The sequence below is a fragment of the Pseudomonas sp. NPDC089547 genome, from assembly GCF_050280665.1.
Taxonomy (GTDB): Bacteria; Pseudomonadota; Gammaproteobacteria; order Pseudomonadales; family Pseudomonadaceae; genus Aquipseudomonas.
In genome coordinates, this window is sequence record NZ_JBNNVS010000009.1 from 73,223 (window position 1) to 88,711 (window position 15,489).

Annotated in this window: 14 protein-coding genes; 8 read left to right on the plus strand and 6 right to left on the minus strand. The window is 62.7% G+C overall.

From position 1 onward, the window contains the following. Positions 1 to 53: 53 nt before the first annotated feature. From fdhD to ACQKPZ_RS08820, 3 genes are all read left to right on the plus strand, one after another. Positions 54 to 884 (plus strand): formate dehydrogenase accessory sulfurtransferase FdhD, encoded by an 831-nt coding sequence (fdhD, locus tag ACQKPZ_RS08810; protein ID WP_427536984.1) that lies wholly within the window; start codon positions 54 to 56, stop codon positions 882 to 884. A 5-nt stretch (positions 885 to 889) separates the two neighbouring features. Further along, entirely contained in the window at positions 890 to 3,235 is a 2,346-nt protein-coding gene (locus tag ACQKPZ_RS08815) for an FdhF/YdeP family oxidoreductase (protein ID WP_427536986.1), read from the plus strand. 316 nt (positions 3,236 to 3,551) lie between these two features. Then, positions 3,552 to 4,031: a glycine zipper domain-containing protein gene (locus ACQKPZ_RS08820; protein WP_012270060.1), complete on the plus strand. Its 480-nt coding sequence runs from the start codon at positions 3,552 to 3,554 to the stop codon at positions 4,029 to 4,031. 55 nt (positions 4,032 to 4,086) lie between these two features. Here ACQKPZ_RS08820 and ACQKPZ_RS08825 read toward each other — a convergent pair whose 3' ends face one another. The 3 genes from ACQKPZ_RS08825 to hslO form a co-directional block, all read right to left on the minus strand. Further along, positions 4,087 to 4,527 (minus strand): acyl-CoA thioesterase, encoded by a 441-nt coding sequence (locus tag ACQKPZ_RS08825; protein WP_391128466.1) that lies wholly within the window; start codon positions 4,525 to 4,527, stop codon positions 4,087 to 4,089. Positions 4,528 to 4,816: 289 nt separating this feature from the next. Further along, on the minus strand, positions 4,817 to 6,358 hold the full coding sequence (locus ACQKPZ_RS08830) for a phosphoenolpyruvate carboxykinase (protein ID WP_427536988.1): 1,542 nt from the start codon (positions 6,356 to 6,358) through the stop codon (positions 4,817 to 4,819). Between the two features lie 179 nt (positions 6,359 to 6,537). Then, positions 6,538 to 7,437: an Hsp33 family molecular chaperone HslO gene (hslO, locus tag ACQKPZ_RS08835; protein WP_391128478.1), complete on the minus strand. Its 900-nt coding sequence runs from the start codon at positions 7,435 to 7,437 to the stop codon at positions 6,538 to 6,540. 119 nt (positions 7,438 to 7,556) lie between these two features. Between hslO and ACQKPZ_RS08840 the strand changes: the two genes are divergently transcribed. Further along, positions 7,557 to 8,351 (plus strand): phosphatase PAP2 family protein, encoded by a 795-nt coding sequence (locus tag ACQKPZ_RS08840; RefSeq protein WP_427536990.1) that lies wholly within the window; start codon positions 7,557 to 7,559, stop codon positions 8,349 to 8,351. A 112-nt stretch (positions 8,352 to 8,463) separates the two neighbouring features. Here the strand turns inward: ACQKPZ_RS08840 and ACQKPZ_RS08845 are convergent, their stop codons facing one another. Continuing rightward, positions 8,464 to 8,865 (minus strand): RNA-binding S4 domain-containing protein, encoded by a 402-nt coding sequence (locus tag ACQKPZ_RS08845; RefSeq protein WP_403194408.1) that lies wholly within the window; start codon positions 8,863 to 8,865, stop codon positions 8,464 to 8,466. 109 nt (positions 8,866 to 8,974) lie between these two features. On the opposite strand from ACQKPZ_RS08845, the gene ACQKPZ_RS08850 reads away from it, so the two are divergent. Beyond that, positions 8,975 to 9,457, plus strand: a complete 483-nt coding sequence (locus ACQKPZ_RS08850) for an ATP-dependent zinc protease family protein (protein WP_328825613.1) — start codon at positions 8,975 to 8,977, stop codon at positions 9,455 to 9,457. Then, positions 9,454 to 10,359, plus strand: coding sequence for a 30S ribosomal protein S6--L-glutamate ligase (rimK, locus tag ACQKPZ_RS08855; RefSeq protein WP_012316721.1), 906 nt, complete (start codon positions 9,454 to 9,456; stop codon positions 10,357 to 10,359). The genes ACQKPZ_RS08850 and rimK overlap by 4 nt, the downstream gene beginning before the upstream one ends. A gap of 115 nt (positions 10,360 to 10,474) precedes the next feature. Here the strand turns inward: rimK and ACQKPZ_RS08860 are convergent, their stop codons facing one another. After that, entirely contained in the window at positions 10,475 to 11,788 is a 1,314-nt protein-coding gene (locus ACQKPZ_RS08860) for an ATP-binding protein (RefSeq protein WP_391128488.1), read from the minus strand. A 13-nt stretch (positions 11,789 to 11,801) separates the two neighbouring features. Next, positions 11,802 to 12,542, minus strand: coding sequence for a two-component system response regulator OmpR (gene ompR, locus ACQKPZ_RS08865; protein WP_016484407.1), 741 nt, complete (start codon positions 12,540 to 12,542; stop codon positions 11,802 to 11,804). 217 nt (positions 12,543 to 12,759) lie between these two features. On the opposite strand from ompR, the gene ACQKPZ_RS08870 reads away from it, so the two are divergent. Next, the gene (locus ACQKPZ_RS08870; RefSeq protein WP_427536992.1) at positions 12,760 to 15,084 is read left to right on the plus strand and encodes a Tex family protein; all 2,325 of its coding nucleotides are present in this window, start codon (positions 12,760 to 12,762) and stop codon (positions 15,082 to 15,084) included. Then, positions 15,084 to 15,467, plus strand: a complete 384-nt coding sequence (locus tag ACQKPZ_RS08875) for a PaaI family thioesterase (protein WP_427536994.1) — start codon at positions 15,084 to 15,086, stop codon at positions 15,465 to 15,467. Before ACQKPZ_RS08870 ends, ACQKPZ_RS08875 begins: the two co-directional genes overlap by 1 nt. Positions 15,468 to 15,489 lie beyond the last annotated feature (22 nt).

Consider the following 15,489-nt stretch of genomic DNA (forward strand, 5'->3'; position numbering starts at 1 on the left):
CCCGCAAGCCTAGGCTTGTGCTATCAGAAAGCCGCCGGTATCCAGCGCCCCCGATGAACAGCAAACCTCCGGTCTGCGCGGCCTCATCGCCTTTGTCCATGCCCGCCGCCAGCAACACCTACGATTACGTCCAGCTCAGCGACGGCCAACGCGACAGCACGCCGCTGGCCGAAGAAGTGGCCTTGGCCATTGCCTACAACGGCCTCAACCAGGCAGTGATGCTGGTAAGCCCCACCGACCTTGAAGACTTCGCCGTCGGTTTCAGCGTCGGCAGTGGCATTGTCGAAGGCACGGCCGAAATCTATGACCTCAAGCTCTCCGGCAGCGGCTCGGCCATGTATGCAGACCTGGAAATTTCCAGCCGCGCCTTCTGGAACCTGAAAAACCAGCGCCGCCAACTGGCCGGTACCAGTGGTTGCGGCCTGTGCGGGGTCGAAGCGCTGGAGCAGGCACTGCCGGAACTGGCCGGGTTGCCAGGCGCCCCGCTGCCACCGGCGCAATGGCTGGTCGGGCTGCGCGAACGCATCGATGCCTTCCAGCCGCTGGGCCAGCATTGCGGGGCCGTGCATGCGGCACTGTTCATGGACCGCCATGGCGAGTTACTGCTCGGCCGCGAAGACATTGGCCGGCACAACGCCCTCGACAAGCTGATCGGCGCCCTGCTGCGCCAAGGTATCGACAGCGCCGGAGGCCTGGCCATCGTTACCAGCCGCTGCAGCCTGGAACTGATCCAGAAAGTACTGCGTGCCGGCATCCAGACCCTGGTCAGCCTGTCGGCACCCACCGGCCTTGCCCTGCAATGGGCGCGCAAACACAACCTCAACCTTATCCACTTGCCCAAGCACAGCGCACCGCGGGTCTACAGCCCAGCGGCGGAGTCTTAACAGCCGTGACCTCGTACCAGCACCTTCCAGACAACGCACCAGCCTCCACTCCTCGCTACAAGCCCTATCACGGCCCGGCCGGTGGCTGGGGCGCGCTGCGCAGCGTGGCCAAGGCCTGGGTCGGTAGCGACAACGCGCTGAAAAATATTCGCGCCCTGCTCAAGACCAACCAGAACGGCGGCTTCGACTGCCCCGGCTGTGCCTGGGGGGACTCGCCGGAAAGCGGCATGGTCAAGTTCTGCGAGAACGGCGCCAAGGCCGTGAACTGGGAGGCGACCAAGCGCCGCGTCGATGCAGCCTTTTTCGCCCGCTACAGCGTCACCGCGCTGCTGCAACAGAGCGATTACTGGCTGGAATATCAAGGGCGGCTGACCGAACCGATGGTCTACGACGCCGCCAGCGACCGCTACCAGCCGATCAGCTGGGACGCCGCCTTCGCCCTGATCGGTCGCGAGCTGAACAAACTGGCCACGCCTGACCAGGCCGAGTTCTATACCTCAGGGCGGGCCAGCAACGAAGCCGCCTACCTGTATCAGCTGTTCGTGCGCGCCTACGGCACCAACAACTTCCCCGACTGCTCGAACATGTGCCACGAGGCCAGTGGCGTGGCGCTAGGGCAAAGCGTCGGGGTGGGCAAAGGCACCGTCACCTTTGACGACTTCGAGCATGCCGACGCCATTTTCGTCTGGGGCCAGAACCCCGGCACCAACCACCCACGCATGCTCGACCCGCTGCGCGATGCGGTGAAGCGTGGCGCCCAGGTGGTGTGCATCAACCCGCTGAAGGAACGTGGCCTGGAACGCTTCCAGCACCCGCAAAACCCGCTGGAGATGCTGACCAACAGTGACCGGCCGACCAACACTGCATTCTTCCGCCCGGCCTTGGGCGGCGACATGGCAATGCTGCGCGGCATGGCCAAGTTCGTCCTGCAGTGGGAACGCGAGGCCCAGGCCAACGGCGAACCGGCCGTGTTCGACCACGCGTTCATCGCCGAACATGGGCATGGCGTCGATGAATACCTGGCAGTGGTGGATGGCACGCCGTGGGAACATATCCAGGCCCAATCCGGCCTGGCGCTGGCCGATATCGAACTGGCCGCGCGCATGTACTGCCGCGGCAAGCGGGTAATCATGTGCTGGGCGATGGGCATCACCCAACATCGCCACTCGGTGCCGACCATCCAGGAAATCGTCAACCTGCAAATGCTACGCGGCAATATCGGCGCACCAGGCGCCGGGCTGTGCCCAGTGCGTGGGCACAGCAACGTGCAGGGTGACCGCACCATGGGCATCAACGAGCGCCCACCGGTAGCCTTGCTGGATGCCATCGAGAAACGCTTTGGCTTCCCCGTGCCGCGGCACAACGGTCACAACACCGTCGAAGCGATCCACGCCATGCTCGATGGCCGGTCCAAGGTATTCATCGGCCTGGGCGGCAACTTCGCCCAAGCCACACCAGACACCGAGCGTACCGCCCAGGCGCTGCGCAACTGCGAGCTGACCGTGCACATCAGCACCAAGCTCAACCGCAGCCACCTGGTGCATGGCAAGCAGGCGCTGATCCTGCCGTGCCTGGGCCGCACCGACATCGACCTGCAAGCTGACGGGCCACAAGCCGTAACGGTGGAAGACTCGTTCAGCATGGTGCATGCCTCCAACGGCCAGCTGAAGCCACTGTCGAGGCAGATGCGCTCCGAACCGGCAGTAGTGGCCGGCATCGCCGCTGCCACCCTGGGCAAGCAACCGGTGGACTGGCACTGGCTGGTGGCCGACTACGACCGCATTCGCGACCTGATCGGCGATACCATTGCCGGCTTCAGCGGTTTCAACCAGCGCTTGCAGCACCCAGGCGGCTTCTACCTGGGCAACAGCGCCGCCAGCCGCGAATGGAAGACCGCCACCGGCCGCGCCAACTTCAAGGCCAACCTGCTGCCGGATACCTTGCTGGATGAACGTGTGCGCGCCAGCGGCCAACTGCCAGACCTCATCATGCAGTCGATGCGCTCACATGATCAGTACAACACCACCATCTACGGCCTGGATGACCGCTACCGCGGCGTGCGCGGCCAGCGCGAGGTGCTGTTCGCCAACGAAGCCGACATCATCCGCCTGGGCTTCCAGCCGGGGCAGAAGGTGGACATCGTTTCGTTGTGGGGGGATGAGCATGTACGCCGGGTGTACGGCTTCACGCTGCTGGCGTTCGATATTCCGGCAGGCCAGGCCGCGGCTTACTACCCTGAAGTGAACCCGCTGGTGCCGCTGGAGAGCATCGGTGATGGCAGCCACACGCCGACATCCAAGTTCATTGCCATCAAGCTGGAGCGGGCGCAGGACGACGGGCGCATCCTGTAGGAATGGTGTTGGGCTTTTCGCGGGCTTGCCCACTCCCACAGGGACTGTACAAGGTTCAAATCCTGTGCCGTACCTGTGGGAGCGGGCAAGCCCGCGAAGAGGCCGGCAGCCCCAGCGCAAAAAACAAAAAAGCCCTGTTCCGCAACGGTTCAGGGCTTTGTCATAAAAGTCTCAGACAGCCGAAAATAGATAAAGTTTCACAGCAAATACAGTAACTTAGAGAATTGTGTACAACTCGTGTTACTCGTCGGATTTCGTTTGCCAGCCACGCCGCTTAGCCTCAAATTCGCCTCGTCATCCCTATGAGGCTCTCTTGATGAAGAAGTACTCCTCGATTCTGTTGTTGTCTTTCAGCTTGCTCAGCGGCGTGGCCATGGCAGGCGGCACCACCGAGGCCGGCATTGGCGGCGCATTGGGTGGGGTACTGGGCTCGGTAGTGGGCAACTCCATTGGTGGTAGCACTGGCGGCGCCATTGGTGCCGGCCTGGGCGGCGCGGCCGGCGGTGCCTTGGGCGCCGACAAGCGCCAGCGCGGTGAGGCCGCAATCGGCGGCGCGCTGGGCGCTGCAGGCGGTAACGTGGTCGGCCGCTCGGTGGGCGGTACCACCGGTAGCTACATCGGTGCAGCAGCCGGCGGTGGTGCCGGTGGTGCACTGGGTAACTACATGGGCAACAAGGCCGACGAAGACGAGCGCCATGACGACCGCCGCTACCGTCGTGGCTACGATGACCGTCGCCACTACGACCGTGGCCACCATTACGGCCACCGCAAGCACAAGCGCCACTGGCGCGACTGATGCCTGAAGGCTCTGCCCCGGCAACAAAAGCCCCGCCCCTGCTGGCGGGGCTTTTTTATGCCTGCTGCGCCAGTACCAGGCCGGACAGGATCACCTGCAGCGCCTCTGGCAGCGTCACAGGCCGGCCACTGGCCCGTTCGATGAAGACCTGCACCACCGTACCTGCCGCGCACGCCTCCGGCTCGCCCGGGCGGAACAGCGCGAGGCGGTACTCCACCGTGCTACCCGCCAGGCGCGTTACCCCCAACCCTACTTCGAGCACGTCGGGGAACCCCGGCAACGCGTAAAAATCCGCAGCCGAACTGACCACGAAAGCCGCAAGCGGCCCGTCACGCAGGTCCACCTCGGCCTGTTCCACCAGGAAGGCATGGATAGCGGTTTCGAAAAAGCCATGCACGGTGGCACCCGCGATATGGCCGTTGACGTCGTTGTCCGAAGGGCGGGTGAGGATAGGGTGGAAGTGGGAGAAGGCAGTGCGCTGAGGGGATTCAGTCATATGGCTGGCTCTTGTCTTCGCAATTGATGCTGACAGTGAAACAGAAAAACCAGGTTCTCGCTGCCTGCACCGCGTCCCGAGGCCTGTCGAGATCCCCTGTAGGAGCGGCCTTGTGTCGCGATGGGCCGCAAAGCGGCCCCGACAATTTATGCAGTGACGCTGAAATCCTGGGGCCGCTCTGCGGCCCATCGCGACACAAGGCCGCTCCTACAAGGAATTGCATCAGCCGGACAGCAGGAACAAAAAAGCCGCCAATTCTGGCGGCTTTCTCGTTGCGGCTGGTTGCAGCTTACAGCTGTGGGCCAGCAGCCTTGATGGCGTCGGAAACTTCGAACTTCTTGAAGTTTTCGATGAACAGCTTGGCCAGGCCTTTGGCGGCCTCGTCGTAGGCAGCTTTGTCAGCCCAGTTGGTGCGCGGGTTGAGCAGCTCGGTTTCAACGCCCGGAACGGCTTTTGGCACGTCCAGGTTGATGATGTCCAGGTGCTCGGTTTCGGCACCGACCAGTGCGCCGCTCTGGATCGCAGCGATCACGGCACGGGTAGTCGGGATGCTGAAGCGCTTGCCAACGCCGTAGCCACCGCCGGTCCAGCCGGTGTTGACCAGGTAAACCTTGGAGTTGAAACCGTTGATACGCTTGATCAGCAGCTCGGCGTACTCGCCAGCCGGGCGCGGGAAGAACGGTGCGCCGAAGCAGGTGGAGAAGGTCGACTTGATGCCGCCGCCCGAACCCATTTCGGTAGAACCGACCAGCGCGGTGTAGCCGGACAGGAAGTGGTAAGCCGCCTGCTCGTTGTTCAGGATCGACACCGGAGGCAGAACACCCGTCAGGTCGCAGGTCAGGAAGATGACTGCGTTAGGCTCGCCGCCCAGGTTCGCTTCGGAACGCTTGGCAACGTGCTCCAGCGGGTAGGCCGCACGGCTGTTCTGGGTCAGGCTGACATCGGTGTAGTCGGCGTGCTTGTTGGCGTCGAGAACGACGTTTTCCAGCACTGCGCCGTGCTTGATGGCTTTCCAGATGACCGGCTCGTTCTTCTCGGACAGGTCGATGCACTTGGCGTAGCAGCCGCCTTCCATGTTGAAGACAACGCCTTCGCCCCAACCGTGCTCGTCGTCACCGATCAGGTAACGGCTTTCGTCGGCCGACAGGGTGGTCTTGCCAGTGCCGGACAGGCCGAAGAACAGGGTCACGTCGCCTTCTTCGCCGATGTTGGCCGCGCAGTGCATTGGCAGCACGTCGGCAGCCGGCAGCAGGAAGTTCTGCACCGAGAACATGGCTTTTTTCATTTCGCCGGCGTAACGCATGCCAGCGATCAGCACTTTCTTGGCGGCGAAGTTGATGATCACGCAACCGTCGGAGTTGGTGCCGTCACGCTCAGGTACGCACTCGAAGTTGGCAACGTTGAGGATTTGCCACTCGCCGCGTTTAGCCGGGTTGAACTGCTCAGGGTTGATGAACAGGCAACGACCGAACAGGTTCTGCCAGGCAGTCTGGGTGGTCATCTTCACCGGCAGGTAGTGCTCGGCGGCCGCCCCTACGTGAACGTAGGAAACGAAGTGATCCTGGGCGTTGTTGAACGCCTCGACGCGGTCCCACAGGGCATCGAACTTGTCGGCCGGGAACTTGCGGTTGATCGGGCCCCAGGAAATCGCGTCCTGGGTGGAAGGTTCTTCGACGATGAAACGGTCAGCCGGCGAACGGCCAGTACGGTGACCGGTCTCTACGACCAGTGCGCCAGTATCGGCTAGTACGCCTTCACCGCGTTGCAGCGCTTCTTTTACCAGCTCATCGACGCTCAGGTCGGTGTACACGGTGTTGTTGGCTTGCGTCATGAGATACCCCATCCGGCCCGAGGCCGAGTGCTCCAAACGTTTTGTAGTTGTCTTGAAAAAACTACTACAGCGAAAAAAGTGGCCGGATTATGCCAGAAACGCCCAAAAAAAGTAGGCCCCTCCTGTCGTAACCGCGCTTTTGCGCAATTAGACAGGAGATTATCCTGTGATTAACCGTTTCAGTGGCGAGTTTCTGAGGCCGCGTCAGTGCCGCCACCGGCAAACAGTTGTGCCACATCACTGGCATCGAACAAATAGCGCTGGTTGCAGAACTGGCAATCGATCTCCACCTGGCCGCCGCATTCTTCCACCAGCGCCTTGGCGTCGTGCTCGCCAAGACTGACCAGCGCATTGCCGGAACGTTCGCGCGAGCAGCTGCAATTGAAGCGCAGTGGCTGGATATCGAACAGGCGCACGGCATCTTCGTGGTACAGGCGGTGCAACAGGGTTTCGTTGTCCAGCGCCCACTCATCAGCCTTGAGCGTGGTAGCCAATGCCACCACGTGCTGCCAGCTTTCTTCACGCTCTTCATCATCGGGCTGGCGGTCACGCGGCAGTTGCTGCAGCAGCAGGCCACGGGCCTTGCCGCCTTCGGCGTTGAGCCAGAAACGAGTGTTGAGCTGTTGCGACTGAACGAAGTAGTTGGTGAAGCATTCCGACAGGTTGGCGCCATCGAGATCCACGGTGCCCTGGTAGCGCTGGCCCTTGACCGGATCGATGGTCAGGGTCAGGTGGCCGTCGGGCATCAGCTGCGCCAGCGTGGCGTCAGCCGGGATCTGATCCGCTTCGTAGCGTGCCACGCCACGGATGTCGCGATCGCCAGAGCACTCCACCATCAGCAGCGGGATCGGCCCTTGGGAGCGCGCCTGCAGAATCAGCAGGCCATCGAACTTCAGTGCGCCCACCAGCAAGGCGGTGGCAGCCATCAGCTCGCCGAGCAGTGCCTGCACCGGCTGTGGGTACTGGTGACGCGCCAGCACCGCGGCGTAGCTGTCATCGAGAGACACCCACTCGCCGCGTACGTCGCGCTCGTCGAAGATGAAACGTTGGGTGAAATCGGTATCAGGCAAATCGCTCATAGGTTTTGGCTATCTAAAAATGATGACAAAATGATTACAAGGGTTATCGAAAAACTGCGAGAACCCGTGACAGAGCGCTCACAAGACGCTCCAGTTCCTGTTTGCAATAGAGGTATTTTATGGACAATCGACCACTGTTCCAAGCAAGGTGGTCCTTGGGGCCATTGGCAGCCTGTACGCTGCTACCCATCGCTCTACTGTGTTTCTGGTTATGGCCCATTGGCCAGATCTTGTGCCTGACTTTCGACGAGTGGCTGTTCCACAGCCTGAATGCGCCACTGGCCAACAACACCACCTGGCGCTACATCTGGACCGTCGGCAGCCTGCGCCCGTTCGACATCGTCGTCGGCCTGATCCTTCTGGCAGTGCTTATCCGCGGTGACTGGGTGTTCAAGGCAGCCCAGGTTCGTCAGGCGTTTTTCGGCTTTCTGGTCACGCTACTCCTCTTAGTGGTGATTCGCGCGCTGTTTTCCAAGTGGGTGGATGCAGCCGGTTGGCAACACAAGAGCCCGTCGATGATGTTCGACGACGTGGTGCACCTGAGTGACTACTACCCGAACCTGGAGAAGGCTTGGGAGCTGAAGGACCGTTCCAGCAAGAGTTTCCCGGGGGATCACGCTTCGGTGCTGTTGATCTGGGCGCTGTTCATGAGTGTGTTCAGCCGCCGACTAGTGCAGCACCTGGTGATCTGGGGGCTGGCGGTGCTGTTCATGCTGCCGCGCCTGGTGGCCGGCGCTCACTGGGGGCAGGATGACTATATAGGCGGGTTGCTGATGGCGGTGCTGGCGTTGGGCTGGAGCTACTACACGCCGTTGGCGGCCAAGGGTAGTGAAGCATTGATGCGCTGGACGGCGCCGTTGTTTTCGATTGCGGCCAAGCTACCGTTGGTCGGGCGATTGGCGGTTATCCGCTAGATCCCCGGGGGCTGCTGCGCAGCCCTTTCGCGACACAAGGCCGCTCCTACAAGGGTACGCGATCGCCTGTAGGAGCGGCCTTGTGTCGCGATGGGGCGCGAAGCGCCCCCGGCTATTCAAAGCTCCCATGCAGCTGATGAATCTGCCGCCGCTGTTTCTTGCTCGGCCGCCCATCAGTAGTCACGCCCATCGCCCCGGCCTTGCGCAACTCAGCCGCCTGTTCCCGCCGCCGCACACTCTCTTCAGTCTCTTCGTACAGCGTCTGCGCCTCCGGCGCCCCACGCCGCACCACCGACAACGCCTTCACCACCACGGTGCGCTCATCAAACCCGGTGCGCAGCACAAACTCGTCACCCACGCGTGGCTCCTTGCCCGGCTTGCAACGCTCGCCCCGGCAATGCACCTTGCCGCTCTCGATCGCCGCCTTGGCCAGCGCCCGCGTCTTGTAGAAGCGCGCGGCCCACAGCCACTTGTCCAGGCGAACCTTGTCGTCGTCTTCGGCTTTTTGTGCCATCCCGTTACCTCGGATTCTGTCTTTCACCGAACTGTACTACCTTCACATACGGATGCAAAAAGTCCCCGCCATGCTTACAGTTCACCACCTTATTCGCAGGGTGCGCTTCGTGAAGACATTTGACCATTTGACTGTGATCGGCCTGCGCGAGTGGGTCGCCCTGCCTGACCTCGGCGTGGCCGGGCTACGTGCCAAGATCGACACCGGGGCCAGCACCTCCAGCCTGCACGCTACCGAGGTGGAACCGTTCGAGCGCGATGGCCAGCCCTGGGTACGCTTCACTGCACACCTGGGCACAGTGGTGCAACTGCGCCACCGGCGCTGCGAGGCGCCGCTGGTGAACAGAAAAACCATCAGAAGCTCCAACGGTCACGCCCAGACCCGTTATGTCATTCGCACGTCACTGGCCTTGGGTGATCGTGTGTGGGAGGTCGAATTTACCCTTGCCTGCCGCAAGAGCATGCGCTACCGCCTGCTGCTGGGCTCCAAGGCACTGATCCACGGCCAACTGGTGGTCAACCCTGGCCTGAAATACGTACAAGACAAACCGGCCTTTCCGGCCACTCTCTCTCCTGTCACAGGTGCTGCATGAAGATCGCTGTGCTGTCGCGCAATCCGCGTCTGTATTCCACCCGCCGCCTGGTCGAAGCCGGTACCCAGCGTGGCCACGAAATGGTGGTGATCGATACCCTGCGGGCCTACATGAACATTGCCAGCCACAAGCCGCAGATCCATTACCGCGGCAAGCCGCTGGAAGGCTTCGATGCAGTGATCCCCCGCATTGGCGCATCGGTTACGTTCTATGGCTGCGCGGTACTGCGCCAGTTCGAAATGATGGGCGTGTACCCGCTCAATGAGTCGGTAGCCATCGCCCGCTCACGCGACAAGCTGCGCTCGTTGCAGCTGTTGTCACGGCGTGGCATCGGCCTGCCGATCACCGGTTTTGCCCACTCACCCGACGACATCCCCGACCTGATCCAGATGGTCAATGGCGCGCCGCTGGTGATCAAGGTGCTGGAAGGCACCCAGGGCATCGGTGTGGTGCTGTGCGAAACCACCCAGGCGGCCGAGTCTGTGATCGAGGCATTCATGGGCCTGAAGCAGAACATCATGGTTCAGGAGTACATCAAGGAGGCCGGTGGCGCCGACATCCGCTGTTTCGTGGTGGGTGACAAGGTCATTGCCTCGATGAAGCGCCAGGCCAAGCCGGGCGAATTCCGCTCCAACCTGCACCGGGGAGGCGTCGCCAGCCTGATCAAGATTACCCCTGAAGAGCGGATCACCGCGATTCGTGCGGCCAAGGTGATGGGGTTGAGCGTGGCGGGTGTGGATATCTTGCGCTCAAACCATGGGCCGCTGGTGATGGAAGTGAACTCGTCGCCGGGGCTGGAAGGCATCGAAGTGACCACCGGCAAGAACGTGGCCGGGATGATCATCGAGCACCTTGAGAAGAATGGCGGGCCTAATCAGACCCGGACCAAGGGTAAGGGCTGAAATTTTTGGGGCTGCTTTGCAGCCCATCGCGACACAAGGCCGCTCCTACAGGGGATCGCGTAACCCTTGTAGGAGCGGCCTTGTGTCGCGATGGGCCGCAAAGCGGCCCCAGCAATCAAACGGCATTACGCGGTAGCAGCAACCCCAGCGGCAGCCTGACCCGCGCCTCGATCCCGCCACCAGAGCGATTGCGCAGTTCCACATTCCCGCCATGCTGCGCCGCGATCCGTTTGACGATCGCCAACCCCAACCCGGTGCCCTTGCCGCCACGCGCCCGGTCACCACGGATGAACGGGTTGAAGATGGTCTCCAGCTCCGACTCGTCAATCCCCGTACCGCGGTCCAGCACGCTCAGCACCACGTAAGGTGCACTCTCGTCACCCGACACATAAGCAGCCACCTCTACGCCTTTGCCGGCATGGTGCAGGGCGTTGCCGATCAGGTTGCCCAACATGCGCTTGAGCGAAACGCGGCGCAGCGGGAACGGCGGTATTGGCTCCAGGCAAAGGCGCACACGTTCTTTCGGCTGGTTGTACGGTGCCACCACTTCGCGCACCAGGTCGGCCAGGTCGACCTCTTCCAACGGCTCGTCACGCCCATCGCGGATAAAGGCCAGGAACTGATCGAGGATCGCGTCCATGTCTTCGATATCGCGGACCATGTCATCACTCAAGTCGCTGTCGCTGTTCAACAATGACAGCGACAGCCGCAGGCGGGTCAACGGCGTGCGAAGGTCATGGGAAACCCCCGCCAGCATGAGCTCGCGCTCGCGCCCGGCCTGCTCGACATCCTCGGCCATCTGGTTGAAGGCCTTGTACACCTCGGTCATCTCGCTGGGCGTATCGCTGATCGGCAGGCGCACGCTGCGCCCCTGGCCCAGCTGGCGAGCGGCGAACACCAGGCGCTTGAGCGGCTGGTTCAGCTGGCGAACGAAGATCCAGGCCGAGGCGGTGGACAACAGGCCAATGGCCAGGAACCAGCCCAGCACGTTCCAGATCTTCTGCCCACGCAGCGGGTGCGGGTACAGCGGGACTTTAAGCCAGCCGGGGCCCAGGCTTGGCGCATTCACCCACAACGCCGGTGGCGCGTGAATGCGCAGCCGCACCTCGGTGTCTTCGCCCAGCTCCGCCTGCATCTGCCGCTGGTAGATTTCACTGTAGGGCCAGTGCTGCTCGCCCTCCGGCACGCCCGAGCCGGTCACGCGGATAAGGCCCGCCGCCTCGGCAATCTTGTCGCGGTTTTCTTCGTCGGCAGCCCAGTAGGCGCGCAAGGTCAGCGCCACACCGTGGCTGTACTGACGGTCGACCAGCACATCCTCGTTCATCAACAGGTAGACCAGGGTCAAAGCCTTGCTGAACAGGACGACGATCAACACCAGCCACAAGGTGCGGGCGAAGAAACTTTGCGGAAACCAGAGCGGTGTTTTCATGGACGACGAGGCATCATTTACCCGCGTTTCCGTCCGGCACGAACACGTAGCCCACGCCCCACACGGTCTGGATGTAACGCGGCTTGGACGGGTCCGGCTCGATCATGCGGCGCAGGCGCGAGATCTGCACGTCGATGGAGCGCTCCAGTGCATCCCACTCGCGGCCACGGGCCAGGTTCATCAGCTTGTCGCGGGTCAGCGGCTCGCGGGCATGCATCACCAAGGCCTTGAGCACGGCGAACTCGCCGGTGGTAAGCATGTGCACTTCGTCGCCACGCTTGAGTTCGCGGGTCGCCAGCGACAGCTCGTAGTCGCCGAAGGTGACCGACTCGTCTTCGCTGCCCGGAGCACCCGGCACTGCCGGTGCCTGACGGCGCAGTACGGCCTTGACGCGGGCCATCAGCTCGTCCGGGTTGAACGGCTTGCCCAGGTAGTCGTCGGCGCCCAGCTCCAGGCCCTTGATACGGCTGAGCTCATCGCCTTTGGCGGTGAGCATGATGATCGGGATCTGGTTGTTCTGCTGGCGCAGGCGCTTGCACGCGGACAGGCCATCCTCGCCCGGCAGCATCAGGTCGAGCACCACCAGGTTGAACACCTCGCGCTGCAGCAGGCGGTCCATCTGCTCGGTGTTGGGCACCGCGCGGGCACGGTAGCCCTTGCTGGTGAAGAAACGTTCCAGCAGGCTGCTAAGCCCCGGATCGTCGTCGACGATGAGAATCTTGTCACCTTCAGCGGTGTTTGCGGTGCCGGTCATGAATAACTCCTCTGATATCGCCGCGCATTATGGCGTAGCCATTGCTGCACGTTGCGTGAGCATTGTTAGCAGATTTTTCCCCGGGCGCCAGTTCCGGCTGGCCGGGCGCCATCACCGCAAGCGGTTTGCGATGGGTATAATGCGCGGCTTTCATCCAGCGCCGCCGGGCGAAAAGCCCACAGGCGACCCCCGTATTCACAAATGTCAGGTGGTTTACATGGACAGCATCAACAGCCGTATCGCCGAGGAACTGGGCGTACGCCCCCAGCAGGTCGAGGCGGCCGTGGGCCTGTTGGACGAAGGCTCGACAGTGCCTTTCATCGCCCGTTACCGCAAGGAAGTGACCGGTAGCCTGGACGACACCCAGCTGCGCCATCTGGAAGAGCGCCTGCGCTACCTGCGCGAACTCGACGAGCGCCGCGCCAGCATCCTGTCCAGCATTGAGGAACAGGGCAAGCTGACCCCGGAACTGGCCCGCGAAATCAAGCTGGCCGACACCAAGACCCGCCTCGAAGACCTGTACCTCCCGTACAAGCAGAAGCGCCGCACTAAAGGCCAGATCGCCTTGGAAGCCGGCCTGGGCGAACTGGCCGATGGCCTGTTCAACGACCCGGCCCTGGCCCCGGAGAGCGAAGCTGCACGCTTCGTCAACGCCGAAAAAGGCGTGGCCGACGTCAAGGCTGCGCTGGAAGGCGCCAAGTACATCCTGATGGAGCGCTTCGCCGAAGACGCTGCCCTGCTCGACAAGCTGCGCAATTTCCTCAAGCAGGAGTCGGTGCTCAGCGCCCGTGTGGTGGCCGGCAAGGAAGAAGAAGGCGCCAAGTTCCGCGACTACTTCGCCCACGACGAACTGCTGCGCAACGCCCCGTCGCACCGTGCCCTGGCGATCTTCCGCGGGCGCAACGAAGGCGTGCTGAGCGCCTCGCTGAAAGTGGGCGAAGAGCTGCCTGGCACCCTGCACCCGTGCGAAGTGATGATCGGCAACCACGTCGGCATCGAAAACCGCAGCCGCCCGGCCGACAAGTGGCTGGGCGAGGTGGTGCGCTGGACCTGGAAGGTCAAGCTCTACACCCACCTGGAAACCGACCTGTTCGGCGAGTTGCGTGACAACGCCGAAGGCGAGGCGATCAACGTGTTCGCCCACAACCTGCACGACCTGCTGCTGGCCGCCCCTGCCGGCCCGCGTGCCACCCTGGGCTTTGACCCAGGCCTGCGCACCGGCTGCAAGATTGCCGTGGTCGATGCCACCGGCAAGCTGCTGGACTACACGACGGTGTACCCGCACGCGCCGAAAAATGACTGGGACCGCACCATTTCCGTCATGGCCGCCCTGTGCGCCAAGCACTCGGTGGAGCTGATCGCCATCGGCAACGGCACCGCCAGCCGCGAAAGCGACAAGCTGGTGGCAGAGCTGGTGAAAAAGTATCCAGCACTGAAAATCACCAAGATCATGGTCTCCGAAGCCGGCGCTTCGGTGTACTCGGCATCTGAACTGGCCGCCCGCGAGTTCCCGGACCTGGACGTTTCGATCCGTGGCGCCGTGTCGATCGCCCGCCGCCTGCAGGACCCGCTGGCCGAGCTGGTGAAAATCGACCCGAAATCCATCGGTGTCGGCCAGTACCAGCACGATGTTTCCCAGCTGAAACTGGCACGCGGCCTGGACGCCGTGGTCGAGGACTGTGTGAACGCCGTGGGTGTGGATGTGAACACCGCCTCGGTGGCGCTGCTGACCCGTATTTCTGGGCTCAACGCCACGCTGGCACAGAACATCGTCGCCCACCGCGACGCCAACGGCCCGTTCGCCACCCGTGCGGCGCTGAAAAAGGTCAGCCGCCTGGGCGAGAAAACCTTCGAACAGGCCGCCGGCTTCCTGCGCGTGATGAACGGCGACAACCCGCTGGACGCCTCTGCAGTGCACCCCGAAGCCTACCCGCTGGTGCAACGCATTGCTGCCGACACCGACCGCGACATCCGCTCGCTGATCGGCGACAGCAGCTTCCTCAAGCGCCTGGACCCAAAGAAATTCACCGACGAGTCCTTCGGCCTGCCAACCGTCACCGACATTCTGCAAGAGCTGGACAAGCCTGGCCGTGACCCGCGCCCCGAGTTCAAGACCGCCACCTTCCAGGACGGCGTCGAAGATCTCAAGGACCTGGAGCCCGGCATGATCCTCGAAGGCGTGGTGACCAACGTCACCAACTTTGGTGCCTTTGTCGACATCGGCGTGCACCAGGACGGCCTGGTGCACATCTCGGCGCTGTCGGAAAAGTTCATCAAAGACCCGCGTGAAGCGGTCAAGGCCGGCGATGTGGTCAAGGTCAAGGTCATGGAAGTGGACATCCCGCGCAAGCGCGTTGGCCTGTCCATGCGCATGAGCGACACCCCGGGCGAAAAGGTCGAAGGCAACCGCGGCGGCAACCGTGGCAATGGCGGCAACCGTCAGCAGCAGGCTCCACGCCAGCGTGAAACTGCCACTGCCGCACCGGCCAACAACGCCATGGCCTCGCTGTTCGCCAACGCCAAGCAGTTGAAGAAGAAGTGATGGACGTACCACGCGAATACGTCGAAAGCGCCTTCAGCCAACTGCTGGGCTGCCGCCTGCAACGCCTGGAAACAGGTGTTGCCGAAGTGGCCCTGCCCCTCGAAGCGCATTTGCGCAACCGGGGCCAGAAGCTGCACGGCGGGGCGATCTTCAGCCTGGTGGACATCGCCATGGGCCTGGCCTGCTCGGCCAGCCATGGCTTTGACCAGCAAAGCGTCACCATCGAGTGCAAGATCAACTACATGCGTGCCGTGAGTGACGGCGAAGTGGTGTGCACCGCCCGTGTGCTGCACGCCGGGCGGCGTACCCTGGTGGTCGACGCCGACGTAGTCCAGGGCGACAAACTGGTGGCGAAAGCGCAAGGAACCTTCGCGGTTCTCTAGCCCACCAAGCCGTATCTGCGGT

Excerpts from the sequence above, each read along its gene's own strand:
- fdhD (WP_427536984.1), top strand. The coding sequence starts at position 54 with ATGAACAGCAAACCTCCGGTCTGCGCGGCCTCATCGCCTTTGTCCATG.
- ACQKPZ_RS08820 (WP_012270060.1), top strand. The coding sequence starts at position 3,552 with ATGAAGAAGTACTCCTCGATTCTGTTGTTGTCTTTCAGCTTGCTCAGC.
- ACQKPZ_RS08825 (WP_391128466.1), bottom strand. The coding sequence starts at position 4,527 with ATGACTGAATCCCCTCAGCGCACTGCCTTCTCCCACTTCCACCCTATC.
- ACQKPZ_RS08830 (WP_427536988.1), bottom strand. The coding sequence starts at position 6,358 with ATGACGCAAGCCAACAACACCGTGTACACCGACCTGAGCGTCGATGAG.
- hslO (WP_391128478.1), bottom strand. The coding sequence starts at position 7,437 with ATGAGCGATTTGCCTGATACCGATTTCACCCAACGTTTCATCTTCGAC.
- ACQKPZ_RS08840 (WP_427536990.1), top strand. The coding sequence starts at position 7,557 with ATGGACAATCGACCACTGTTCCAAGCAAGGTGGTCCTTGGGGCCATTG.
- ACQKPZ_RS08845 (WP_403194408.1), bottom strand. The coding sequence starts at position 8,865 with ATGGCACAAAAAGCCGAAGACGACGACAAGGTTCGCCTGGACAAGTGG.
- rimK (WP_012316721.1), top strand. The coding sequence starts at position 9,454 with ATGAAGATCGCTGTGCTGTCGCGCAATCCGCGTCTGTATTCCACCCGC.
- ACQKPZ_RS08860 (WP_391128488.1), bottom strand. The coding sequence starts at position 11,788 with ATGAAAACACCGCTCTGGTTTCCGCAAAGTTTCTTCGCCCGCACCTTG.
- ompR (WP_016484407.1), bottom strand. The coding sequence starts at position 12,542 with ATGACCGGCACCGCAAACACCGCTGAAGGTGACAAGATTCTCATCGTC.
- ACQKPZ_RS08870 (WP_427536992.1), top strand. The coding sequence starts at position 12,760 with ATGGACAGCATCAACAGCCGTATCGCCGAGGAACTGGGCGTACGCCCC.
- ACQKPZ_RS08875 (WP_427536994.1), top strand. The coding sequence starts at position 15,084 with ATGGACGTACCACGCGAATACGTCGAAAGCGCCTTCAGCCAACTGCTG.